Source organism: Geomonas sp. Red276, from assembly GCF_054784495.1.
Genome location: NZ_BLXW01000001.1, coordinates 381,190 through 404,447 on the forward strand (window position 1 = coordinate 381,190; position 23,258 = coordinate 404,447).

Annotated in this window: 18 protein-coding genes, 1 pseudogene and 1 riboswitch; of the genes and pseudogenes, 5 read left to right on the forward strand and 14 right to left on the reverse strand. The window is 63.3% G+C overall.

From position 1 onward, the window contains the following. Positions 1-179 precede the first annotated feature (179 nt). A complete protein-coding gene (locus ACYVL5_RS01620; protein WP_460593799.1) occupies positions 180-2,465 on the reverse strand; it encodes a sigma 54-interacting transcriptional regulator in 2,286 nt (761 codons plus the stop codon). A 559-nt stretch (positions 2,466-3,024) separates the two neighbouring features. On the opposite strand from ACYVL5_RS01620, the gene ACYVL5_RS01625 reads away from it, so the two are divergent. Beyond that, positions 3,025-4,458: a transglutaminase domain-containing protein gene (locus tag ACYVL5_RS01625; RefSeq protein ID WP_460593800.1), complete on the forward strand. Its 1,434-nt coding sequence runs from the start codon at positions 3,025-3,027 to the stop codon at positions 4,456-4,458. A gap of 1,147 nt (positions 4,459-5,605) precedes the next feature. Here ACYVL5_RS01625 and ACYVL5_RS01630 read toward each other — a convergent pair. From ACYVL5_RS01630 to yihA, 11 genes and pseudogenes are all read right to left on the reverse strand, one after another. Further along, the gene (locus ACYVL5_RS01630) at positions 5,606-6,454 is read right to left on the reverse strand and encodes an energy-coupling factor ABC transporter ATP-binding protein (protein WP_460593801.1); all 849 of its coding nucleotides are present in this window, start codon (positions 6,452-6,454) and stop codon (positions 5,606-5,608) included. A gap of 10 nt (positions 6,455-6,464) precedes the next feature. Next, positions 6,465-7,226 carry a CbiQ family ECF transporter T component gene (cbiQ, locus tag ACYVL5_RS01635; RefSeq protein WP_460593802.1) on the reverse strand — a complete coding sequence of 254 codons (762 nt, stop codon included), beginning with the start codon at positions 7,224-7,226 and terminating at the stop codon, positions 6,465-6,467. Positions 7,227-7,241: 15 nt separating this feature from the next. Beyond that, positions 7,242-7,424, reverse strand: a pseudogene (locus ACYVL5_RS01640) (cobalt ABC transporter permease); the annotation flags it as partial. Between the two features lie 100 nt (positions 7,425-7,524). After that, positions 7,525-8,208 carry an energy-coupling factor ABC transporter permease gene (locus tag ACYVL5_RS01645; RefSeq protein ID WP_460593878.1) on the reverse strand — a complete coding sequence of 228 codons (684 nt, stop codon included), beginning with the start codon at positions 8,206-8,208 and terminating at the stop codon, positions 7,525-7,527. 68 nt (positions 8,209-8,276) lie between these two features. After that, positions 8,277-9,584 (reverse strand): phosphomethylpyrimidine synthase ThiC, encoded by a 1,308-nt coding sequence (gene thiC / locus ACYVL5_RS01650; RefSeq protein WP_460593803.1) that lies wholly within the window; start codon positions 9,582-9,584, stop codon positions 8,277-8,279. Further along, positions 9,581-11,023 carry a cobyrinate/hydrogenobyrinate a,c-diamide synthase gene (locus ACYVL5_RS01655; protein ID WP_460593804.1) on the reverse strand — a complete coding sequence of 481 codons (1,443 nt, stop codon included), beginning with the start codon at positions 11,021-11,023 and terminating at the stop codon, positions 9,581-9,583. The genes thiC and ACYVL5_RS01655 overlap by 4 nt, the downstream gene beginning before the upstream one ends. Before the next feature lie 26 nt (positions 11,024-11,049). Beyond that, a complete protein-coding gene (locus ACYVL5_RS01660; RefSeq protein ID WP_460593805.1) occupies positions 11,050-11,646 on the reverse strand; it encodes a histidine phosphatase family protein in 597 nt (198 codons plus the stop codon). 18 nt (positions 11,647-11,664) lie between these two features. Further along, on the reverse strand, positions 11,665-12,417 hold the full coding sequence (gene cobS, locus ACYVL5_RS01665; RefSeq protein ID WP_460593806.1) for an adenosylcobinamide-GDP ribazoletransferase: 753 nt from the start codon (positions 12,415-12,417) through the stop codon (positions 11,665-11,667). Positions 12,418-12,436: 19 nt separating this feature from the next. Continuing rightward, positions 12,437-13,489, reverse strand: a complete 1,053-nt coding sequence (gene cobT / locus ACYVL5_RS01670) for a nicotinate-nucleotide--dimethylbenzimidazole phosphoribosyltransferase (RefSeq protein WP_460593807.1) — start codon at positions 13,487-13,489, stop codon at positions 12,437-12,439. A gap of 52 nt (positions 13,490-13,541) precedes the next feature. After that, the gene (gene cobU / locus ACYVL5_RS01675) at positions 13,542-14,060 is read right to left on the reverse strand and encodes a bifunctional adenosylcobinamide kinase/adenosylcobinamide-phosphate guanylyltransferase (protein ID WP_460593808.1); all 519 of its coding nucleotides are present in this window, start codon (positions 14,058-14,060) and stop codon (positions 13,542-13,544) included. An 87-nt stretch (positions 14,061-14,147) separates the two neighbouring features. Then, a riboswitch (cobalamin riboswitch) is annotated at positions 14,148-14,328 on the reverse strand. Between the two features lie 141 nt (positions 14,329-14,469). Continuing rightward, positions 14,470-15,129 (reverse strand): ribosome biogenesis GTP-binding protein YihA/YsxC, encoded by a 660-nt coding sequence (gene yihA / locus ACYVL5_RS01680; protein ID WP_460593809.1) that lies wholly within the window; start codon positions 15,127-15,129, stop codon positions 14,470-14,472. Positions 15,130-15,295: 166 nt separating this feature from the next. Here yihA and ACYVL5_RS01685 point away from each other — a divergent pair, with 166 nt between their 5' ends. Continuing rightward, on the forward strand, positions 15,296-16,147 hold the full coding sequence (locus tag ACYVL5_RS01685) for an HDOD domain-containing protein (protein WP_460593879.1): 852 nt from the start codon (positions 15,296-15,298) through the stop codon (positions 16,145-16,147). A 1-nt stretch (position 16,148) separates the two neighbouring features. On the opposite strand, the gene ACYVL5_RS01690 is transcribed toward ACYVL5_RS01685, so the two are convergent. Then, complete coding sequence (locus ACYVL5_RS01690) at positions 16,149-16,343, reverse strand: hypothetical protein (protein WP_460593810.1); 195 nt, start codon at positions 16,341-16,343, stop codon at positions 16,149-16,151. A 193-nt stretch (positions 16,344-16,536) separates the two neighbouring features. On the opposite strand from ACYVL5_RS01690, the gene ACYVL5_RS01695 reads away from it, so the two are divergent. The 3 genes from ACYVL5_RS01695 to glgP all read left to right on the forward strand — a co-directional run bounded on the left by ACYVL5_RS01695 (position 16,537) and on the right by glgP (position 22,052). Continuing rightward, a complete protein-coding gene (locus tag ACYVL5_RS01695) occupies positions 16,537-17,970 on the forward strand; it encodes a sensor histidine kinase (RefSeq protein ID WP_460593811.1) in 1,434 nt (477 codons plus the stop codon). A gap of 149 nt (positions 17,971-18,119) precedes the next feature. Then, positions 18,120-19,487 carry a sigma-54-dependent transcriptional regulator gene (locus ACYVL5_RS01700; RefSeq protein WP_460593812.1) on the forward strand — a complete coding sequence of 456 codons (1,368 nt, stop codon included), beginning with the start codon at positions 18,120-18,122 and terminating at the stop codon, positions 19,485-19,487. Between the two features lie 18 nt (positions 19,488-19,505). Continuing rightward, complete coding sequence (gene glgP / locus ACYVL5_RS01705; protein WP_460593813.1) at positions 19,506-22,052, forward strand: glycosyltransferase family protein; 2,547 nt, start codon at positions 19,506-19,508, stop codon at positions 22,050-22,052. A 142-nt stretch (positions 22,053-22,194) separates the two neighbouring features. Here the strand turns inward: glgP and flhB are convergent, their stop codons facing one another. Next, entirely contained in the window at positions 22,195-23,253 is a 1,059-nt protein-coding gene (flhB, locus tag ACYVL5_RS01710) for a flagellar type III secretion system protein FlhB (RefSeq protein ID WP_460593814.1), read from the reverse strand. Positions 23,254-23,258 lie beyond the last annotated feature (5 nt).

Sequence of the window (23,258 nt, forward strand, 5' to 3'; positions counted from 1 at the left end):
AGTGAAACAACCGTCCTTTTTCAGCTAACTTGCTGAAATTACGTGAGCTGTCTTTGTCAAGGTTAAGGCCTTGTTATTTTATGCTGTATACAAAGTGAGACAGTTTTGGCACACGGATGGAAATTGTGTCCCAAAGTGGTCAATAGTAAACAATTCCACCCCCGTCGTTTCGGACTAAATCAGTCCTCTTCACCCTCCCGTGCCCGCATGGTGCGCCCTTTAAGTCCGTGTTTATCCAGGAGACGGTAGAATGAGCGCCGCGGGATGTTGGCGAGTTGTGCCGCTTTTGACACATTGCCGCCAGCATCGGCCAAATAGCGCTGGATCAGCTTCTTCTCCACCCGCAGGACATGCGGCTCGCGCTCTTTTTTGAAGGAGCGGAGGTCGATGACGTTCTCCGCCTCCTCCGCATAGCTCTCGGCGAAGGCGAGCGGGAGGTTCCCAAGCTTGACGACCTCGTCGTGGGTGAGGACGGCGGCCCGCTCGATGACGTTCTGCATCTCCCGGATGTTCCCCGGCCAGGGGTACTTCACCATGGCGTTGATGGCACGCTCCTCGATCCCGACGATGTTCTTGTTCAGCTTCTGGCGCGCCTTTTCGAGGAAGTGGTGGGCGAGCATGGGGATCGACTCCACCCGGTCGCGCAAGGGGGGCATGGTGATCGAGAAGACGTTCAGCCGGTAGTAGAGGTCCTCCCTGAACCAGCCGTCCCTCACACCCTCCTCAAGCGGCTTGTTGGTGGCGGCGATCAGGCGGACGTCGACCCTCTTGGCGGTGGTGCCGCCGACCGGCCTGACCTCCCCCATGTCGAGCACCCGCAGAAGCTCCGCCTGCAGCTTGGGGGTGATGTCCCCGATCTCGTCGAGGAAGATGGTGCCTCCGTCGGCCGCCTCGAAGAGCCCCTTCTTGTCGGCCAAGGCGCCGGTGAAGGAGCCTTTCTTGTGGCCGAAGAGCTCGCTTTCCAGGAGGCTGTCGGTGATGGTGGTGCAGTTCACGGTGACGAGCGGCTTGTCGTTACGTTTGGAGTAGCGGTGGATGGCGCGGGCGGCGAGCTCCTTGCCGGTACCGGACTCCCCCCGTAAAAGCACCGTGGTCGGCGTGGGGCCTACCTGTTTGATCTGGTCGAGCACCTCGTGGGTGTTGCGGTCGCTCCCCACGATGAACTCGTCGCCGTACTCGCGGTCGAGCTCCCTCTTGGCCAGTTCGTACTTCTGGATCAGCCGGCCGCGCTCCTCTTCCAGCTGCTGGAGGTTGTGGGGTAGGCACATCTCCAGGTCGGCGAGCCCCTGATAGACCGCCACCGCGTACTCGCGGCAGGTGTTGTAGCCGCAGGTGCGGCAGTTCAGCTCGTCCTTTTGGGTGAACTTGTTGGTGGCCTGGAGGATCTTCTTGACGTCCCCCCCCTTCGGGGTCGGCAGCTTGGCGAAACGGTCGGCGAAGGTGCGGGAGAGACTTACCGCCGGGTGCGCCTTCTTGTAGACCGGGCGGGTCTGGTAGGGGGTCTTCTTCCTGAAGTGGTTGATCACCAGGTTGCGGCGGGAGAACTCGGTCAGCGCCTGGTTCCTCCCCGGCCCCCCGATGCAGCCGTCGTAGCAGAAGCGGAGATCGACCAGCTTGGGGCTGATCCTTCCCTGGGCCAGGTCTTTCACGATCCCCATGACGTTGACCTCACCCTCGGCGGTGACGATCTCGGTGTCGAGGGGGTCGGTCTCGATGCCGAAGGCCTGGAACGACCCCTGGGAAAGGGAGAAGACCCTCCCCATGTGCGGCTCGTTGCCGTCGAAGGGGGCGTCGTCGAGGCTGGGAAGGTCGATGGAGCGTGCCTTGAACATCGATTCCAGCTCGCGGTAGGTCAGCACCACGTCCACCGCCCCCTTGGTCTCCTCGGCCTGGACCTCGAATTTCCCGGCAATGCAGGAGCTGATGTAGGCGATCTTCACCTGGTCGCCGAGCACCTTCTTCAAGTAGCGGCCGGCGGCCACCATGTGGGTCACCACCCCCACCAGGTTGCCGATCAGCTGGGGATAGTGGCGCTCGATCAGGTCGACCACCGCCGGGCAGTGGGAGGAGATGAGCGGGACCTCGCTCCTGCCGATCGCTTCCCGGTACTCCTCGGCGATCAGCTCGACCCCTTCGGCCCCCTCGTGGACCTCGGCGAAACCGAGGAGCTTCAGACCCGCGGAGAGCTGGCCGGGGGAAGCGTAGTGAAAATAGGAGGGGAACGAGCAGCCGAGCACGGCGACCACGCGGGCGCCCGAGGCGAGAAGCGCCTCGGTCTCCCCGACCTTGTCGGCGATGACCTTGGCATGCTGGGGGCAGGTGCTCAGGCAGTTGCCGCAGCCGATGCAGCGCTCGAAGATGATCTCGGTATAGCTTCTCTCCACCTTGATCGCTTTGACCGGGCAGCTCCTGACGCAGGAGTAACATTTACGGCACTGATCGGTAAGGGTAACGATGGGATACATGGCACCTCTGGTCCGGCTGTTTTCATTCGAGGCGCCATTGTATACGAAGAGCATAAACTGTGCAAGATTTGGCACACCCTTTCCGGAGCGCGGGCAAAAAAAACCCTAGCGACTAGGAGGGCAAGTCAGCTAGGGGAAAGGAGGATCCTACGACCCTCCGCAACTCTTATCTCTACTTTCATTATACTGCCGCCCCGATAGCGCCGCAAGTATCTAATTTTCGCGCTATTTTCCGCTGGACGGGGCGTGACAAAAGCTAGATTGCATACATTAGCCATATTTAACCACAACTCCTTGGGAGTGCAAGCGGCTCCGATTGCACCTGCCTCGGCTGCTGTGCTATATGTCTATTAAAATCGGTTCCAACGAGAGCTCATTGATTCCGCGGCGGCGGTTTGAGGGCGGAGTGCCCACGCACCTTCGGAACATCGCCGGGCCGGGACCGTGGGCTCCTTTACTGTCCCTCGCTGCCACGCCGCAATAAGGCGCCAACCTCATCCCTCGTCACCGCCTTTACCGGCCGGTGCAATCTCGAGAGGCCTTTCACCCAGGTAACCACATGAAAACTCGCTATCTCACCTTACTGCTGGCCGTGCTGCTGGTCCTTATCCCGCTGCACCTTATCGCCGCCCCCCTCCCCAAACTCGCCGCCCCGCCGCTCGGGGAGCGCTGGTTTACCGTCAGCATGGGGGGGGAACGGGTCGGCTTCGCCCATCTCACCATCACCCGGGAAGGGGAAGGGTACCGGATCTCCTCCGAATCCGGGGTGAAGATGAAGGGGCTCGGCTTCTCCCGGGAAGCCTCCGCCAAAGAGAGCTACCTGGTCCGTCCCGACCTCACCCTGCTGTCGTTTTCCTCCGACACCGTGATCGACGGAAGCCACCTGACCGTCAACGGCGACGTCGCCCCCAACGCCATCCGGGCCACCGTCCAGTCCCGCAGCGGGACCAAGGAGCGCACCATCAAGCACAAGGGGGTCTGCTACCCTCCCGAGGCGCTCAACATCTATCCCCTCATGCAGGGAGCGGTCCCCGGCAAGAGCTACAAGATCCCGATGCTCGACCTGGAAGCGCTCAAGGTCAAGCAGGTCAAGGTCAAGGTGGTCGGCCAGGAGCCCCTCCCGTCAGGGCTTCCCGCCGTGCACCTGTCCAACGACCTCTACCCGATCGTGGACAACGACATCTGGGTCGACCTCAAGGGGAACACCGTGAAAGAAGCGGTCCGCGAGGACCTCGTGGTGACCGAGGCGGCGGATGAGGCGACCGCCAAGCTGCAGCTGGCCGACGACGCCCTCTCCAGGAAGGACATGGTGCTCGATTTCAGCCTGGTACCGGTCACCCCTCCGCTGGAGAACCCGCAGGGGCTGAAACGGCTCGTCGTAGAGGTCTCCGGCATTCCCGAAAGCTATCCCCTTCTGGAGGGGCAAGGCCAATCGGCAACGCGGCTCCCCGACGGCTCCGTTCGGTTCGCGATGCCGAACCCGGCACCGGCACCCGAAGGGGCGCCCCCGGCCGGGAACGGACTCGAAGCGACCCAGCGCATCCCCGCCGACGCCCCCCAGATCGTCGTCCGTAAAAACGAGATCGTCGGCAAGGAGAGCGATCCGGCTGCCGAGGTACGGCTCCTGGTGGCCTGGGTCGCCAAGGAGATCAAGGGGAGCGGCACCGACAGCCAGTCGCCGCTGGAGACGCTCGAGAAGAAGGAAGGGAACTGCCAAAGCCACGCCCGGCTCTATGCCTCCCTGGCGCGTGCGGCCGGCATTCCGACCCGCTTCGTATCCGGCCTGGTCTATCTTCCCGAACGCGGATTCCTCTACCACAGCTGGGCCGAGAGCTACCTGAAAGGCTGGGTACCGGTGGATCCCACCTTCGGCGAGGTTCCCGCCGATATCACCCACATCAAGCTCGTGGAGGGGGACTCTGCCGGCGAGATGGAAGCCTTGGCCGGGGTGATCGGCAGGATCAAGCTGAAGGTCGCCGACAAGGCTTACTGAAACGAAAAGGGGGGTGGACATGGTCCACCCCCCTTTCAACTCCTCTTCCATACGGTATCCGAAGACACCTGCTACGTTGCAGACCGGTCAGCACCGTTGCTGACTTCTCCCGGTTACGCCTGCTTCTTGCCGAGCATCCCCGACAGAATCTGCACCGCAACCATGACCGCGTACACAACTCCAAGAAGCACAAACAGTTTTCCCATCTTTTCACTCCTTACCGTGTATTGATAGCCTGCCGCTCGGACAGGCAAGGGATCAAAACGGTGCCCGCTACTTTTTGTCCTTGCTGAACAGGTACTTCTTGAGAAGATACATTCCGTACACCCCCACTACTACCGCATAAACGATGCTCCAGCCCCAGATGATCTTTCCCATGATCGGACTCCTTTTGTGAGCCATAACGCTGGCTCTGGCTTCGTAGTGAGGCATGAGAGGGCGTTGCTGACGCCATCCCCGCACCGTCGGTGGTGCGCCTCATGAGAGTTACGACATTCCAAGCACCGCAATTTCGCGTAACCAGCCACCAATGAGTGGCATGTATGAAAGGTTACATTAAAACAATGGAATTAATTTTGTGATGGAATTTATAAGACCAAATTAGCCCTCTGTCAAGCTCTTTTAGAATTTTTTCAATGTAGTTATTACTTTCGTTGCTTTGTCTTTTATTGTCGGGCAATTAGCTTCACTCAGCATTCATAAAACTAGTTTTTATAGGAAACAGAGGAACATTATGAGTAAGAATAATACCGTAGAGTTTTCTTGTCTAGTTTCAGTAGGTTACCTTTAATAAAACGGCATAACATTGAAAGCCAATAAAACCGATTTTTTTACTCTGACCCGCCAATGCCCTGCATTTGTGACAGTTTCGTCATTTTCCCGTTACCTGATGGTTACTCATTAAGTAGAGCGCGTCAAGCTGTCGAAATGACATACCATTATTATTCCACAGAAATATTGACCCCGCTTTCGGGGCTGAGGGAGGAACGCGGAGCAAAATAAAACATATGTTTTGTCTTTAATGAACTAAAAGTCCTTGTGAATTCACTTACCACTCGTACGGCCGCCTGTCGGGCCGGCCTCGGCGCAAAAAAAAGAGCCGCCCCTTGGGGCAGCTCTTTTGGCAACTTACTCGTTTCCGGCATGATCAACCCTTTTGCCGGCCCAGCGTCTCCACGATTTCTCTCCTGGCCTCACCGATGGTAAGCGGGATCCGTCCGAAGGGGAGCCCCTCCTCATGCTTGAGACGGTAGATCAGCTCGGCGATGTGCGGCAGGCGCAGCTTGACCTGTTGCAGTTCATCGGGAGCGGTGAGGACCTCTTCCGGCGCGCCCCCCCTGACCAGGGTCCCCCGGCTGAGGATGTGGAGCCGATGGAGAAAGACCGGCACCAGGTCGACACTGTGGGTCGCCATGACGATGGTGACCCCTTTCTCGCGGTTGAGGCGGGTCAAGAGCTCCATCATCCGGTACTCCCCCATCGGGTCGAGGCCGGCGGTCGGCTCGTCCAAGAGCAGGATCTCGTGCCCCATGGCGAGAAGGCCGGCGATGCAGACCCGTTTCTTCTGGCCGTAGCTCAGGTTGTGGATCGACTTGGCCGCATGGTCCGCCATATCCACGCTGGCAAGCGCATGCTCCACCCGCTCGCGGACTTCCGGCTCCGGGCATCCCATGTTGCGGGGCCCGAAGGCAGCGTCCTCGAAGACCGAGGCGGCGAACAGCTGGTCGTCGGGGTTCTGGAACACCAGGCCGACCTTGCGGTAGATGTCGCGGGGATGCAGGCGCAGGACGTTTTCGCCATCAAGGAGCACCTCTCCCTGGTACCCCTTGACCAGCCCGTCCATCGCCTTGAGAAGGGTGGTCTTGCCGGAGCCGTTGGAACCGAGGATGCCGGTGAACTCCCCCCGGACGACCCCGAGGTCGATGCCGGAGAGGGCGACCGTCCCGTCGGGGTAGCGGAAACTTTCTATACGGGCCGAGATCCTGATGTCGTCCATGCCGCTCCCCCTAGACCACCAGCATCCGCAGCGCTCCCATGGCGGCTACCACCACGAGGGAGAGCGCCACTTCGGCGCCACTAAAGGGCTTGTGGGAAAGCATCGGCATCCGGCCGTCGTAGCCTCGCTGCACCATCGCGGTGGTGACGTTTTGGCTGTTGTCGAAGGCCTTGATGACCAGCACGCCGGCCAGGGTACCGAAGGAGGAGAGTCCCCGCCGGTATCCCGCGTACCCGAGCCGGTTCCGCTGCGCCTGGTAGACCACCTGGGCATCCTCGAGCAGCAGGAAGAGGTAGCGCCAGGCGAACAGGGAGACGTCGACCAGGGCCTGGGGGACTTTCAACCAGGAGAGGGCCGCCATCACCTCGGTGAAGGGGGTGGCAAAGCCGAAGAGGGCCACCAGCGAGACCCCGCCGACGATCCGGCTGGCGATGGCGGCGCCGTCGAGCAGCCCGTCGCGGTAGCCGGCGAGATGGAGGCCAAAGAGGTCGAAGGAGAAAAGCGGCAGGTGGCCGCCGAAGAAGAGCTTCAGGAGGAGCACGCCGGACGCGATGAAGAGCGGCTCGGAAAAGCGCAGGACCAGCAGCTTGGCCGGCAGGCCGAGCCGCAGACAGAGCAGACAGCTGAGGGCGGCCACCAGCAACGGAAAGACGATCCCCTGGCAGGTGATCACCATGAGGAGCAGCGCCAGCACGCAGAGGAGCTTCACCCTGGCGTCGAGCCGGGTCAGCAGATGGGGCACTGGCGGGTTGTGGGGGGCGAAATGGTGCATCACGTTTCCTGAGGGTTAATCATCTTTTTTCACCAGGTCGCGCCAGTAGTACCCTGCCGCGAAACCTCCCACCGCTCCGGCCAAGAGGAAAAGGAACAGCAAAAGGTCTCCCGAGCCGGGGTCGAGCAGGGGCGAGGTGGCCTGGCGGCCGTGCTCCTTGGCGATCTTCTCCACGACCGCCTCGTCGACACCGCTCCAGGACTTCCCGGAGAAATAGCACGATTTCACCGTAAAGAAAAGAAGGGGAACAACGACCACCAGGGCCGCTACCACCTTCCACGTCGAGCTTCTGGCTGGCTCACCCATTGCTCGGCAGCTCCCTTTCCGTTATCACCTTCATCTTTACCAGGAGATCGGGACGTTTGTTGTAAAGCAGCTTGAGCATCCCGGCGGTGATCACCCCTTCGAGGATGCCCAGGGGAAGCTGGGTCGGCAAGAAGGCCAGCGCCACCTTGGTGAAGAGGGGGATGAGCGGGGCGTCGCCGCGGATCCCGAGTGCGAGGACCAGCGCGGTGGCCGCATAGGTGGCCCAGTCGGCAATGACGCCGGCGACGAAGCCGGCCAGCGCCACCCCGCCCCCCATCCGGCGGATGGCCCGGTACACCCCCCAGCCGGCGAACGATCCCACGATCCCCATGGAGAGGATGTTGGCCCCCAGGGTGGAAAGGCCGCCGTGGGCGAGAAAGAGCGCCTGGATGAGGAGGGCGACGGAGGCGATCAGCACGCTCACCAGGGGGCCGACCAGGACCGCGGAGAGGCCGGTGCCGCACGGGTGGGAGCAGGTGCCGGCGGTAGGAACCGGGATCGGCATGCACGAGATTATGAAGACCACCGCCGCCAGCAACCCGACCAGGGGCTTGAGGGAAAGATCCTCACGGCCGAGGAGGTTCAGCCGCCTCACCCCCAGCGCCACGAAGGGGGCGGCCACCGCGTACCAGATCGCCGCCCACGAGAAGGGGAGGATCCCCTCCGAGATGTGCATGGCATGGGCGGGGGTGGCGATCAGCAGCAGGATCGGTGTGATATAGGCAAAACGCACGAAGACTCCCTCTAGAGCTTGTCCCCGCGCAGGTCGGCGGCGAAGATCTTGCCGGCCCCGCGCGAAGCGCAGAAATCGCCGCACATGGTGCAGGTCTGCTCGTCCTCGGGGACCCGGCTCTTCCTGATGGCGGCGGCGTCCTCGGGATAGAGGGCCAGCTCGAACTGCTTCTGCCAATCGAGGTCCCGGCGCGCCTTGCTCATTTCCTTGTCACGCTGGCGCCCCTTCTCGGGGTACTTGTTCATGTCGCCTATGTAGGCGGCGACTTTGGCCGCCTTGACGCCGGCGCGGACATCGTCCTCATTGGGAAGCGCCAGGTGCTCGGCGGGGGTGATGTAGCAGATCAGGTCGGCACCGAAACGCGAGGACTGGGCGGCGCCGATGGCGGCGGTGATGTGGTCGAAGCCGGGGGCGATATCGGTGGAGATGGGGCCCAGCATATAGTACGGGGCGCCGCCGCTCATCCGCTTTTGGAGCTGGATGTTTCCCTGCACCTCGTCCAGCGGGACGTGCCCCGGCCCCTCGACCAGCATCTGGCATCCCATCTCCCGCCCGATCTCGGCCAGTTCGCAGTTGATCAAGAGCTCCTGGATCTGCGCGCGGTCGCTGGAGTCGTGGATGGCACCGGCCCGCAGGCCGTTACCGAGCGACAGGACGGTGTCGTAGCGCTTGAGGATCTCCACCACCCGGTCGAACTTCTCGTAGAGCGGGTTCTCGCGGCGGTTGACGATCATCCAGGCCGCCATGCTGACCCCCCCCTTGGAGACCAGGCCGCCGTAGCGGTATCCCTGCTTCCTGAGGCGCTCCAGGGTGTAGAGATTGATCCCGCAGTGGACCGCCATGAAGGACATCCCGTCCGCGCACTGGCGCTCGATGATCTCGAAGAGCATCTCGTCGTCGAGCTTGTTGGGGTCGCCGTACTTCCTGGCCGCCTCGCAGAAGGCCTGGTAGAGGGGAACGTTCCCCACCGGGAGGTTGACGGCCCCGATGACCTCACGGCGCACCCGGTCCAGGTCGCCCCCCACCGAGAGCTCCATCAGGGTATCGGCGCCGGTCTCCTCGGCGGCCTTCGCCTTGCGGACCTCGGCCTGGTAGTCGATGATGTCGGAGGAGGTCCCGATGGAGGCGTTGACCTTGGTCCTAAGCCCTTCCCCGATGCCGGCCACCCGCGGCTTGTGGATCCGGCTCCAGGGGATGACGATCTTCCCCTCGGCCACCTTCTCCCTCACGTACTCGGGGGTGAATCCCTCGTCCGCCGCCACCTGTGCCATCTGCGGGGTAACCACCCCGTCACGCGCCTGTTCGATCTGTGTCTTCATAGGACACTCCTTTCCTTGTACGCCCTGCAGTGTCCCACAAAGCTGAATGCCATAGCGGTCGCGCCGCCGAAATGGATGTGAATATAGGAGGCGAGGCAGTTCCCGATCCGGTACCCCTCCGCTCCAATGACGACGCCTCTTCTTTTTACCGTGTAAACCCGCTCGACGGAGGGAGGCATCTCCTCCATCTCGGAGTAGTGGAACTCGTGCCCGCGCGCGACGGCGCCCGTCCCCCCCAGCGGCGTATCAGCCATGAGCTCCACCTCGCGGTACCCCAGCGCCTTGCGGCGGGGGAGCATCCGGGTCTCGACCGGGAAGACGCCGGCCAGCGGGTGCAAGTCGTCGCCGCTTCGCACGCCTCGGGTGAGATAGATGAACCCGCCGCACTCGGCGTAGACCGGCATGCCGGCCTTTACCGCCTCCCGCACGCTCTCCATCAGTGCTTCGTTGCGGCCAAGCTCCTCGGCGAAGAGCTCGGGGTAGCCGCCGGGGAGGTAGAGCCCTCCCACGCAGGCGGGGAGGTCGTCGCCGGCCAGCGGAGAGAAGAAGCGAAGTTCGGCGCCCGCCTCCCTCAGAAGGCGGAGGTTGTCCTCGTAGACGAAGCAAAAGGCGGCGTCGCGGGCGACGGCGAGGGGGACGGTTTCCCCTACGCCCGCCTCCCTCACCCCTTGCCTAGCTCTGGCCGAACCAAATCCCCCTAAATCCCCCTTTTTCAAAGGGGAACTTCCAATCGTCCCCACACCCTCGCCCCCTCCCTCCGGGGAAGGGAGGATTAAAAGGTCGAGGGTGAGGTGACGTTCGATCACTTCCACCAAGTGGGCGAGGAACGGGTCGGAGAGCGGGTTGTCGTCGGCGGTGGTAAGCCCCAGGTGCCGGGACGGGATGGCCAGTTCCGTGTCCCGGGGTAGGCAGCCGATCACGGCGATACCCGGCAGCGAGGTGGCCATCGCTTCGCGCAAAAGGCGTTCATGGTTGTCGCTCGCGACGTTGTTGAAGATCACCCCGGCCAGCCGGAGCTCCGGATCGAAGGAGGCGAAGCCGTGCACGAGGGCGGCGGCACTGCGCGCCTGGCTGCGGGCATCCACCACCAGCACCACGGGGGCCCCGAGCAGCTTGGCCACCTCGGCGGTGCTCCCGGCGTCGCTTGCCCCATCCATGCCGTCGAAGAGCCCCATCACCCCTTCCACTACGGCGAGGTCGGCTCCTTGCGTGTGGCAGGCGAAGGTGCTTTTGACGAAGTCGCGGCCGCACATCCAGCCGTCGAGGTTGACGGAGGACCGGCCGGTGGCCAGGGCATGGTAACCGGGGTCGATGAAATCGGGCCCCACCTTGAAGGGGGCGACACAAAGCCCGCGCGCCCGGAGGGCGGCCATGATGCCGAGGGTGACGGTGGTCTTACCCGAGCCGCTGTGCGGCGCTGCAATCACCACGCTTTTCATGAGATACGCTGGCTCCCCATCCCCGGCTAGCCGTTAACGAGCTTCACCACCGCGTTGCCGTCGGCGAAGTAGTCGATCACGTTGAGGCAGCCGTAGCGCTGTTCGACGCTGAACATGTTGGACAAGGGGGCACCGAGGGCGTCCATGAGGATGACGCGGTTGACGCCGCCATGGGCGACCACCAGCACCTCTTCGCCGCGATGCCTCTCCACGATCTCGGCCAGGGCCGGGAGCACGCGGCCCGCGAGCTGCCCCACACTTTCACCTCCATGTCCACGGAAACCGACCAGGTCGGCCAGCCGCGCCGCCCACTCGTCCGGGCGCTTCTCCATGATCTCGGTCAGCGAAAGCCCTTCCCACGCCCCGCAGTCGAGCTCCCTTAAATCGCGCACCTTGACGGGATCGAGCCCCAGGTATACACCGAGGATCTCCCCTCCCCTGACGGTCCGGGTCAGGTCGCTCGTATAGCACGCGGAGATCCGTTCCTGCTCGAGACGCGGCTTCAACTGGTGGTACTGCTCCACCCCCCGCTCGGTAAGGTCAACGTCGCGGTGGCCGTTGTAGCAGTGGGAAGGATCGACCTCTCCGTGGCGGACGAGGTAGATCCGGGTCATCTCCATCATTTTGAAAGACTCCTTGTTTCAGCTGAGCCAACCGCGGTTGAAAAGCACCAAGAGCACCAGCAGGGCGGCTATCTCGTTCAACTCGCTCGCGCAGCCGATCACGTCACCGGTCACCCCGCCGAGCCGCCGGTGCGACCAGCTCTTGATTCCCCAGGTGACGAAGTAGAGAACGAAGATGCAGGCGAGCCCGTTCAGCCCGAGCAGCAGGAACCCGATCCCCATCGTGAGAAGAAAGGCGGTGGCGAACTGGGCGACCCCGGCCCCGACCAGGAAGGACGAGCCGAGGCCGTTTTGCCGGGCCCGCGCCGACCCCACCGTCATCTGCACCTGGGCAAAGCGCGCCGCCATCGGGAAGAAGAGGAGGGCCTCCCGCTTGGAGGCAGCCGGCAGGGCAAGGAGCGCCTGGTATTTGAGCCCCAGCGCCAGCACGAGGGCCACCGCCCCGACCGCACCCACCCGCGAGTCCTTCATCACCGCCAGGAAACGCTCCCTCGATCCCCGGGCGGCCAGGCCGTCACAGACATCGGAGAGGCCGTCGAGGTGGAGGGCCCCGGTGACCACGGTGACCAGCACGACGAGGAGCAGATCCCCCACCGCACGGGGGAGCACCGGCGACAGGAGGTAGTCGGCTCCCGCCAGCATGGCCCCGAGCGCCAGCCCCACCAGGGGGAAAAAGGACATGGAACGCCCCAGGTCGCGCTCCTCGCAACGGACCGCGATCGGGATCGGTACTATGGTCAGGAACTGGAAGGCCAGTACCAACAGTCTCATGTGGTCCCCCGGACCGTCCCTACCCTTCCGAGACCCCGGCCTCGGCAAAGGTGGCCATCTCCTTCATAACCTTGGCACCCGCCTCGATGAGCCCCATGGCGAGCGCGGCGCCGGTCCCCTCGCCGAGCCGCAGCTTGAGATCGAGAATCGGTTCCGCCCCGATCCGCTCCAGCATCATCCGGTGGCCGATCTCCACGGAGTTGTGGGCGGCGAAGACGTAGTCCCTCACGCAGGGGTGCATCTCGCTCGCGATCAGGGCACCGGCCGTGGAGATGAAGCCGTCCACCACCACCGGGATCCGGTTGGCGGCGGCGCCCAGCACGAGGCCGGCGATACCGGCGATCTCGTAGCCGCCGACCTTGGCGAGGACGTCGAGCGGGTCCTCGGGGTTGGGGCGGTTGACGGCCAGGCCGGTCTCTATGACGGCGACCTTGTGTTCCAGTGCCTGGTCGTTGATCCCGGTACCGCGGTGGGTGACGTCCTGGACGCTGCAGCGGGAGAAGGTGGCGATGATGGCCGAGGAGGGGGAGGTGTTGCCGATCCCCATCTCGCCGGTCCCGAGCAGGGCGACCCCTTCGGCCTTGGCCTGGTTGGCGAGATCGATGCCGACCTCGATGGCGGCCACCGCCTCCTCGCGGGTCATGGCCGCCTCCTTGGCGAAGTTGCGGGTCCCCTTGGCGACCTTGCGGATGATGAGCCCCGGTGCGGGCTCGAAGTCGAAGTCGACCCCGACGTCCACCACCCGGACCTCGGCCCCCACGTGGCGCGCCAGCACGTTCACGCCGGCGCCCCCGCGCAGGAAGTTCAGCACCATCTGGGGGGTGACCTCCTTGGGAAACGCGGAGACCCCCTCCTCGACGATGCCATGGTCGCCGGCGAAGGTGTAAATGACCTTCTTTTCGGTGTCGGGGGAGAGATTCTCGGTGATGGCGGCCAGCCGGCGGGCCATCTCCTCGAGCCTTCCCAGCGAGCCGAGCGGCTTGGTCTTGTTGTCGAGTTTCGCCTGGGCCTTGGCCAGGAATGCCTCGTCTACCGGCTGGATCTTAGCCAGGGCGTTTTCCAGAAGTTTCATGGGTGCCTCCGATGGTAATTATTAAAATGCAGCTGCAGTTGGTGCGCTTCGGCTACCCCTTCAGTTTCAAGGGGAGCCCGGAAATGGTCACGTAGACTTCGTCGGCCTTGGTGGCGAGGATTTCGTTGGCCTCGCCGGCCAGATCCCGGAAGGTGCGGGAGAGCGGATGCTCCGGGACGATCCCCATCCCTACCTCGTTGGTGACGATCACGAGGGGGGTGGCCAGCGTGGGGAAGCTTGCCGCCAGCTCCGCCACCCGCGGCAGCACGGCCTCGGCCCCCTCCTTGAAGAGGAGGTTGGAGATCCAGAGGGTGATGCAGTCGACGAGGGTGACCGAGAAGAGCCCGTCGTTGGCCCGCAGGGCCACGGAGACGTCGATCGGCTCCTCCACCGTCACCCAACCGTCGCCGCGGCGGGCCCGGTGGCGGGAGATGCGGGCCGCCATCTCGTCGTCCCTCGCCTCGCTGGTGGCGAGATACCCCCGCTGGGGCGGAAATGCCTCGGCCAACCCTTCGGCGAAACGGCTCTTGCCGCTGCGCGCCCCCCCGGTGACCAGGACGATTTTGGACATAAAAAAACCCCCTTCCAATGGAGGAGGGGGGTCGAAAATCGGGTAATGGTCGCGATTCCGGCTTTAGCCCCTCTTCCACGGAGGTACTGTAAAGCTTTCATCCAGGCAGGTTTCCTGACTCACGGGTCCACTTACTCGCCGCGCCTTCCCGATACTCTCAGTGGCGTAGTTGCGGCTTTCATAACCGTTCACAGTTGCGGGACAGCGAGGGATTCTCACCCTCTTCCCTTTTAACCCCTCTCGGGGCACCCGGACGACTGATGGCTCTAGATAGAGTGTCGTTCTAACAGAGGGGAGGTCGAAAGTCAAATTTATTCAAGGGAAAGGGGGACAAAGAGAGTTGTCCGGCCCGCAGAGACAGTGGCCGAAAGCAGACAAGACACCTGAGGCCGCCGGGGCCCCCTCCCCTTCAAGGGGAGGGTTGGGGTGAGGATGGGGTATCGTCGTCGGGCGACCCGTCAGCCGACGCGTCGGCCGCCTCGCCGCTCCAGCCGAGCTCCGCCTCGATCCGGGCCCAGATGCCGTCCTTCCCCTCCTTGGAGAGGGCGGAGAAGAAGTTCAGCTCCCCCTTCGGGAGCTTAAGGGCGGAGGCGATGATGGCGCTCTGCTTGGCCCGCTCGTTCTTGGATACCTTGTCGCACTTGGTCACCACCACGATGGGGGTGATCGAGAAGGCCCGCAGCCACTCCAGCATCTGCAGGTCCTCCTCAACCGGGGTGCGGCGGATGTCGAGAATGAGGACCACCGCGCGCAGGTTCTTGCGGCGGGAGAGGTAGGTCTCCATCATCGGCCGCCAGGCCTTCTTGACCGCCAGCGGGACCTTCGCGTAGCCGTAGCCGGGGAGGTCCACCAGCATGAAATCCTCGTTCACCTGGAAGAAGTTGATGAGCTGGGTACGTCCGGGGGTGGAGCTGGTGCGGACCAGGTTCTTCCGGTTCACCAGCACGTTGACAAGGGAAGACTTCCCCACGTTGGAGCGTCCGGCGAAGGCTACCTCGGGGAGATCCCCCTCGGGATAGTGGGCGGGACGGGTGGCACTTTTGACGAATTCGGTGTTTTTTACGATCACGTTGGCTAGCATCCTTTCCGGCGCAGTATAGCCCGCCCCCTCTCGCCCTTTCAATCATTAAATAGCTGCTTGATAATGGCCAGAAGTTGATATAATCTGTCCCAGTGTCTGGAAAATAATGTGTATCCGAAGGGATAGAGGCATGGTGATTGACAGGGAACCGACGCTGAATAAGGAATTGGAAAAGGCCATCATGCAGGCGGCCGACCTCCCCACCATTCCGGTTGTGGCCCTCAAGGTCATGAAGCTCATCGAAAACGAGAACGCGACCGCCGACGAACTGGCCAAGGTCGTCGCCTCCGATCCCGCCGTCGCCGCCCGCGTCCTGAAGATCTCCAACTCTTCCTTCTACGGCTGCCAGCGCCAGATCCAGACCCTCTCCAGCGCCATCGTCATCCTGGGCTTCAGCACCCTGCGAAGCCTCGTCGTCGCCGCCTCCGTCAAACAGGTCTACAAGCCGTACGGCCTCACCGAGAAGATGCTCTGGGAGCACTCCTTCGCGGCCGGGCTCGCCGCCCGCATCCTCGCCCACGACACCCGGGCCGCCAACGAGGAGGAGGCCTTCCTGGCCGGCCTGTTCCACGACATCGGCAAGATCATCATGAACACCCTGGACCGCGACAAGTTCCAGGAGGTCATGCAGCACGTCTATAACGAGGGGATCTCTTTCGAGGATGCGGAAAAGACCATCTACCCCTTCACCCACGAAGAGGTCGGGGCCTACGTGGTAAAGAAATGGAACTTCCCGGAGATTCTCACCAAGGCGATCCTCCAGCACCACGATCTCGAACTGGACCGCATCGACGACCCCGCGGTGGCCAGGCTGAGCGCGGTCACCGCCCTGGCCGACATGTTCTGCAAGAAGCTCGGGATCGGCTCCCGTACCCCCGAAGAAGACCTCGACATCCCCGGCTCGCGGGCGGCCGCCATGCTTTCGCTTTCGGCCGACAAGTTAAACGGCCTGCTGGATACCTTTGCCGATGCCTTCGAAAAGGACCGGGCCCTCTTCGTCGGGTGAGTCAGCCGGCCGGTTCCCCGTCCCGCTCCTCGTCGTCCTGCCTGCAGCGCCTCAACGCCTCATCGGAGATACTGACACTGTCCGCCTGGGCCGGCCTCTTGGCCGGATGGTCCCGCCGGCGCCGGTGCTCCTCTCCCCCCGCATCCGGGTCGATGAAGATGCTGCCCGGAATCCTGTCCACTGCATAGTCGCCCATCGGAACCCCCTTCCCTGAATGAAAATCGCCCGCGACTGACAGTCATCTTAACACAATCGATAAAAATGTCGGCGATACTGTCATTTTTTTGCCAAAATGATGGTTGGTGCGGCGGGACATACATCTTGTCTCCACGGTACCCCTGTTGTATACTCGCAAACTTAATCGGATTTCATGTAAAAGAAGGTACCCGATGAAACTCAATACCAAGCTGGTCATGATCATGCTCTCAATGCTGATCATCGCCATGCTGATCCTCTTCGTTTTGAACCAGTTCAGCCAGAACGACCTCGTGCAGGAGATCCAGGACAGCTCCACCGTGGTGTCGAAAGCGATCCAGCTGAGTGTGGAAGACCTCACCTCCGAGACAGACGTGGAGAACTCCCTTTTGACCGACTACCTCCAGCAGGCGCGGCACAAGGGGGTCAACGAGATCAACATCATCAACAACGAGGGGGAGATCATCAACTCCTCGGACCCGGCCCAGGTCGGCAAGAAGCGGGAGATCAAGAAGCTCGAAAAGGGGCTCAAGGCCTCCCGCCGGGGCACCGGCTCCGGCTCGTCGCTCAAGCCGTACGACCTGGTGGTGCCGGTCATCGTCGGCGACGAGCAGCTAGGCTACGTCCAGATCAACCTCCTGCTGGACAACATCCGCGACATCCAGCACGCCAACTTCGTCCGCCGCCTGGTCGCCACCAGCACGGTCTTCTTGATCGGCATCTTCCTCACCATCTTCCTCGCCCGCCGCTACACCTCCCCGATCCACCGGCTGGCCAGCGGCGTCAAGAACGTCTCCGCCGGCGACCTCTCGGTGACCTTCCAGGTGGAGAGCGGCGACGAGATCGGGGAGCTGGCCAACAACCTCAACGAGATGGTGGCCAAGCTCAAGGAACGCGAGCAGCTCGAGAAAAGGCTCTACCAGGCCGAGCACCTCTCCAAGGTGGGGCAGCTCGCCTCCGGCATCGCCCACGAGATCCGCAATCCCCTGAACTACATAAGCCTCGCCATCGATCACCTGAAGAGCGAGTTCCTCCCCGCCACCCCGGACACCGCCAAGGAGTTCAACTCCATCGCCGACAACATCAAGGAAGAGGTCCGCAAGGCGAACTACATGGTGTTGAACTTCATGAACTACGGCCGCCCGCTGAAGCTGAGGCTCCAGGAGATCACCTACCCGGAGCTGATCGACAAGGCGATGCCGCTCATGGAGGACCGGCTCAAAGAGCAGCGGATCGAGGTGGTGCGCGAGATCCCCGACGACCTCCCCGCCATGCGGGTCGATCCCGAGCTGATGCGCAACTGCCTCTGCAACTTCATCACCAACGGCGCCCAGGCCATGCCGCAGGGGGGAAGGGTGACCCTGGGGGCCCGGCTGGACCGCGAGGAGGGAATGATCCTCCTCACCTTCGCCGACCAGGGGGTGGGGATCGCCCCGGAGGACCTGGAAAAGGTCTTCCAGCCGTACTTTACCACCAAGGAGGCCGGGATCGGGCTGGGGCTCGCCATCACCGAACGGATCGTCAAGGAGCACGGAGGCACCCTCACCGTCGAGAGCCGCCAGGGGGAAGGTACCACCTTCACCGTCAAGCTTCCGCAGGCGGGACTGGGGGCGGAGGAAAGAGCCTGACCGGCGGTGGCGGCAAGGGTGATTTTCTCACTGCCGCGGTTGCCACCAAGGCTGAATCCATCTGGTACAATATGAAAGATTGTTAACACTGCATAAAAAACAAGAATCGGACATTTTTTCTCTATCACTGCCCGATGGACAGGAGTGACATGACAGGCAGCATCCTCATTGTTGACGACGAAAAAGGACAGCGCGACATCCTCACCGCCATCCTCACCAAGGAAGGGTACAGCGTCACCGCGGTGCCGGGAGCGAGGGAGGCCCTCGAGGAACTGGAGAAGGCCGAGTTCGACCTGATCCTCACCGACCTGAAGATGCAGGGGATGTCGGGGATGGAGCTGATGGAAAAGGTGCTCGCCGAGGATAGCACCCAGTGCGTGGTGATGATGACCGCGCACGGCACGGTGGACTCGGCGGTGGAGGCCATGAAGAAAGGGGCCTTCGACTACCTGGAGAAACCGCTGGAACGCGACGACCTCATCCTCACCCTGCAGCGCGCCTTCGAGAGGATCATGCTCCTCAAGGAGAACCGGGTCCTCCACAGGCGGCTGGCCGAGACCAAGACCCTTCCCAACATGATCGGCGAACACCCGAAGATGCTGGAGGTGGTCAGGATGATCAACAAGATCTCCTCGACCTCCACCACCGTGCTCATCTACGGCGAGTCCGGGACCGGCAAGGAGCTGGTCGCCCGCGCCATCCACGAGCGGAGCCCGAGGAAGGAGAAGCCGTTTTTCGCCATCAACTGCGCGGCCATCCCCGACTCGCTCATCGAGAGCGAGCTCTTCGGCCACGAGAAGGGGTCCTTCACCGGCGCCGGGAGCCGCGAGATCGGCATCTTCGAGGCGGCCGAGGGGGGGACCGTCTTCCTCGACGAGATCGGCGAGATGAACACCGCCATGCAGGCCAAGCTTCTGCGCACCATCCAGGAGAAGGAGATCCGGCGGGTGGGGGGGAAGCAGAACATCCCGGTGGATGTCCGCATCATCTCGGCCACCAACCGCGATCTCGAGCAGGAGACCAAGCGGGGCGCCTTCCGCGAGGACCTCTTCTACCGCCTGAACGTCATCCGCATCACCCTCCCGCCGCTTCGGGAGCGGGGTAACGACATCCTGACCCTGGCCAACTTCTTCCTGAAGAAGTACTCCGCCTCCTGCGGCATCCCGCTCAAGGGGATCTCCAAGGCGGCCATGAAGGTGCTCCTCGAGTACAGCTGGCCGGGAAACGTCCGCCAGCTGGAGTCGGTGATCGAGCGGGGCGTGCTGATGGCGGAGAGCGACTACATCCTGCCGGAGGATCTGCCGGCCGAGGTGCACAGCGAGGCGGGCCCGGCCGGCCGCCTCCATTTCGACTTCCCCCCCGAGGGGATATCGATGGACGAGTTGGAGCGTGACCTGATCGTCAAGGCCATGCAGCGCGCCGACTGGGTCATCAGCAAGGCGGCGCCGCTTTTGGGAATGAGCTACAAGACGCTACAATACCGGCTCGAGAAATTCGGTATCGGGAGGCCGGAGTAGCGATAGCGAGGTGCTCCGATGAACCTCAGCCAGACGCTACACCGTTTCACTGTCGTACCATCGCTTCCCCGGGAGCTCGCGGGTCTGCAGAGGATCGCCTACAACCTCTGGTGGACCTGGGACCCGGACGCCATAGGACTCTTCAAGAGGCTCGATCCCGAGCTCTGGAGGGTCGCCCGCCACAACCCCCTCGAGGTGCTGGGGAGCCTGCAGCAGGCCACCCTGGAAAGCCTGATGAACGACGAGGGGTTCATGTCCCACTTAGCCCAGGTCGAGGAGCGGCTCGACGACTACCTCACCGCCCGGACCTGGTACCAGCGCTACGGCAACCCGGGCGCCAGCATCGCCTACTTCTCGATGGAGTTCGGGCTGCACGAGTCGCTCCCGGTCTACTCGGGGGGGCTCGGCATCCTGGCCGGCGACCACCTCAAGTCCGCCAGCGACCTGGGACTTCCCCTGGTGGGGGTGGGTCTCCTCTACCGCCAGGGGTACTTCCGCCAGTCACTGAACCTCGAGGGGTGGCAGCAGGAGGTCTACCCGGAGAACGACTTCTACAACCTTCCGCTGCACCTGGAGCGGGATGAGACCGGGGCTCCGGTCACCGTGGAGGTCCAGTTCGGCGGGCGCCCGGTCGATCTCCAGATCTGGCGGGTGACGGTGGGAAGGGTCGCCCTCTACCTCCTCGACACGAACCTGGAAAGAAACCTCCCCGCCGACCGGGAGATCACCACCCGGCTCTACGGCGGCGACCAGGAGATGCGGATCCGCCAGGAGATCCTCCTCGGCATCGGCGGAATCCGTGCCCTGGCCGCGCTCGGGATCGAGCCCAACGTCTGCCACATGAACGAGGGGCATGCCGCCTTCCTCGCCCTGGAGCGGATCCGGACCCTGATGGAAGAGGAGCGCCTGAGCTTCCACGAAGCGATGGAGGCCGTGAAAGGGGGGAACATCTTCACCACCCACACCCCGGTCCAGGCCGGCATCGACCTCTTCCCCCCCGAGCTTACCGAGCGCCACCTCGGCCAGTACTACCGGGGCCTCGGGCTCACCCGCGACGATTTCATGACCCTCGGGCGCCAGACCCGGCTCGGCAACGACGGTTTCTGCATGGCGGTGCTCGCCATGAAACTCTCCGGCCACTCCAACGGCGTGAGCGAGCTCCACGGCGAGGTATCGCGCCGGATGTGGGCCGACGTCTGGCCCGACCTCCCCGAGGAACAGCTTCCCCTCACCTCCATCACCAACGGCGTCCACCAAAAGAGCTGGCTCTCCGACGAGATGACCGACCTCTTGATCCGCTACCTGGGGGTCCGCTGGCTCGACGAGCAGAGCCAGGAGCTCCACTGGCGCAAGGTCTCCCGCATCCCCGACGCCGAGCTCTGGCGCACGCACCGACGCGGCACCGCGCGGCTGGTGGACTACGCCCGCCGCACCCTGAAGGGACAGCTCACCCAGCTGGAGGCCTCCCCCAAGGAGATCGCCCAGGCGGGGGAGGTGCTCGACCCCGAGATCCTCACCATAGGCTTCGCCCGCCGCTTCGCCACCTACAAGCGGGGGACGCTGCTGTTGATGGACAAGGAGCGGCTGGCCACCATCTTGAACCACCCGGAGCGGCCGGTGCAGATCGTCTTCGCCGGCAAGGCCCACCCCGCCGACCACCAGGGAAAAGAGCTCATCCGCCAGATCGTGCAGCTCTCCCACCAGGAGCGCTTCCGGCACCGGATCGTCTTCTTGGAGGACTACGACATCTCGGTGGCCCGCCACCTCGTGCAGGGGGTGGACGTCTGGCTGAACACCCCGCTCAGGCCCCAGGAGGCGAGCGGCACCAGCGGGATGAAGGTGGCCTTCAACGGCGGGCTCAACCTGAGCATCCTGGACGGCTGGTGGTGCGAGGGGTACCGGGGGAACAACGGCTGGGCCATCGGCCGCGGCGAGGTGTACGAGGACCTGGCCTACCAGAACGAAGTGGAAAGCCGCGCCATCTACGACCTTTTGGAGAAGGAGATCGTTCCCCTTTTCTACAACCGGGGGTCCGACGGCGTCCCGCGCGGCTGGACCGCCTGCATGAAGAACTCCATGCAGACCCTCTGCCCGGTCTTCAGCACCGACCCCATGGTCCAGGAGTACACCCGCCGCTGCTACCTCCCCGCCTTCGAGCACTGGGAGAAGCTGAACCGGGACGGCCTGCGGCTCGCGGTGGAGCTCGCGCGCTGGAAGGAGCGGCTGCACGCGAAGTGGGGGCAGCTCTCCATCGACGCCGTCGAGGCGGAGATCGAGCGGGAGGTCATGGTCGGGGAGAGGCTCCCGATCAAGGTGCGGATCACCCCCGGCGAGATCCCGCTCTCCGAGATCGCCGTCGAGGTCTACTTCGGGGTACTCGACTCCCGCGGGACCATCATGGGGGGAGAGATCGTGCCGCTACAGCCGCACGAGGAGCGCTCCGGGCACTTCGTCGGCGAGCTCGAGTGCCGCTTCTGCGGGCGCCACGGATTCATGCTCCGCGTCATGCCGCGGCATCCGGAGCTCGGCACCGTCTACGACCCCGGCCTGGTGCTGTGGGGATAAAGAGTCGTACCCTCGCCCCTTTCAGGGGGGCAGGGCCGAAGGGCGAATAGGAAAAGGCCTCCTCGACTTTCTCGGGGAGGCCCTTTTATTGGACTCGCGCTTTCCACTCCTCGCCTTAAGGATCGGCCACCGGTGGCTGGAGCTAGTGCCGCCTGAGGCTGTAGACGTAGGCGAGGATTTCGGCGACGGCGGCGTAGAGGGCTTCGGGGATCTCGTACCCTTCCTCCACCTGGTTGTAGAGCTCGCGGGCGAGGAAGCGGTTCTCGACCAGGGTCACCTTGCTCTCCTTGGCCACGATCTTCATCTGCAGCGCCATCTGGTCGACCCCCTTGTAGATCACCACCGGGGCCGCGTTCTTCTCCCGCTCGTACTTCAGGGCCACCGCGTAGTGGGTCGGGTTGGTCACCACCACGTCGGCGGTCGGGATGATCTGCCGCATCCGGCGGCGCGCCATCTGGAACTGCTTCTGCTTGATCTTCCCCTTGATGGCCGGGTCCCCCTCGGCATTCTTGTGCTCGTCCTTCACTTCCTGCTTGGTCATCTTCAGCTCTTCCATGAAGCGCCACTTCACGAAGGCCAGGTCGATCACCGCCAGCACGATCATGACCCCGCAGGTGTGGAGCACGATCTTTAAGGAGAGATGCCCCACGAAGGCGAAGATACCCTGCAGGTCGCTGTCCACCAGGAAGACCACGCTCTCGATCTCCTCCGCCAGGATCTTGTAGGCCACGTAGCCGACGATGATCAGCTTGACGAAGGACTTGGCCACCTCGAAGAGCGAGTTCTTGTTGAAGAGCCTCCCGATCCCCTCGACCGGATTGAGCTTCCCCAGGTCGAACTTCATCTTCTCGCCGCTTAGGTTGATCCCCCCCTGGGCCGCCTCCACCGCCACCCCGACGACGATCAGGATGAGCACGAAGGGAAGGAGCATGACGGCCAGGTAGCCGAGCTCGCGGATCAAGAGGGAGTGCACGTTTCCCGGGGTGGCGTCGAAGTGGGCCATCCCGCCGAAGATCTCCCGCATGTTCCGCTTCAGCGTACTGACCATCATCCCCGAGGTCGCGTAGAGGGCGATCATTCCGGTCAGGAGGCTGACGGTCGAGGTGACCTCCCGGCTGCGGGGAACGTTTCCCTTGTTCTTGGCCTCGGAGACCTTCTTCGCTGTCGGTTTTTCTGTTTTGGAATGCTTGTCCTCGGACATGGGGC

Bases quoted from the DNA above. Each gene is read 5' to 3' on its own strand.
- ACYVL5_RS01620 (WP_460593799.1), bottom strand. From the start codon at position 2,465: ATGTATCCCATCGTTACCCTTACCGATCAGTGCCGTAAATGTTACTCC.
- ACYVL5_RS01625 (WP_460593800.1), top strand. From the start codon at position 3,025: ATGAAAACTCGCTATCTCACCTTACTGCTGGCCGTGCTGCTGGTCCTT.
- ACYVL5_RS01630 (WP_460593801.1), bottom strand. From the start codon at position 6,454: ATGGACGACATCAGGATCTCGGCCCGTATAGAAAGTTTCCGCTACCCC.
- cbiQ (WP_460593802.1), bottom strand. From the start codon at position 7,226: ATGCACCATTTCGCCCCCCACAACCCGCCAGTGCCCCATCTGCTGACC.
- ACYVL5_RS01645 (WP_460593878.1), bottom strand. From the start codon at position 8,208: ATGCACATCTCGGAGGGGATCCTCCCCTTCTCGTGGGCGGCGATCTGG.
- thiC (WP_460593803.1), bottom strand. From the start codon at position 9,584: ATGAAGACACAGATCGAACAGGCGCGTGACGGGGTGGTTACCCCGCAG.
- ACYVL5_RS01655 (WP_460593804.1), bottom strand. From the start codon at position 11,023: ATGAAAAGCGTGGTGATTGCAGCGCCGCACAGCGGCTCGGGTAAGACC.
- ACYVL5_RS01660 (WP_460593805.1), bottom strand. From the start codon at position 11,646: ATGATGGAGATGACCCGGATCTACCTCGTCCGCCACGGAGAGGTCGAT.
- cobS (WP_460593806.1), bottom strand. From the start codon at position 12,417: ATGAGACTGTTGGTACTGGCCTTCCAGTTCCTGACCATAGTACCGATC.
- cobT (WP_460593807.1), bottom strand. From the start codon at position 13,489: ATGAAACTTCTGGAAAACGCCCTGGCTAAGATCCAGCCGGTAGACGAG.
- cobU (WP_460593808.1), bottom strand. From the start codon at position 14,060: ATGTCCAAAATCGTCCTGGTCACCGGGGGGGCGCGCAGCGGCAAGAGC.
- ACYVL5_RS01690 (WP_460593810.1), bottom strand. From the start codon at position 16,343: ATGGGCGACTATGCAGTGGACAGGATTCCGGGCAGCATCTTCATCGAC.
- ACYVL5_RS01695 (WP_460593811.1), top strand. From the start codon at position 16,537: ATGAAACTCAATACCAAGCTGGTCATGATCATGCTCTCAATGCTGATC.
- ACYVL5_RS01700 (WP_460593812.1), top strand. From the start codon at position 18,120: ATGACAGGCAGCATCCTCATTGTTGACGACGAAAAAGGACAGCGCGAC.
- glgP (WP_460593813.1), top strand. From the start codon at position 19,506: ATGAACCTCAGCCAGACGCTACACCGTTTCACTGTCGTACCATCGCTT.
- flhB (WP_460593814.1), bottom strand. From the start codon at position 23,253: ATGTCCGAGGACAAGCATTCCAAAACAGAAAAACCGACAGCGAAGAAG.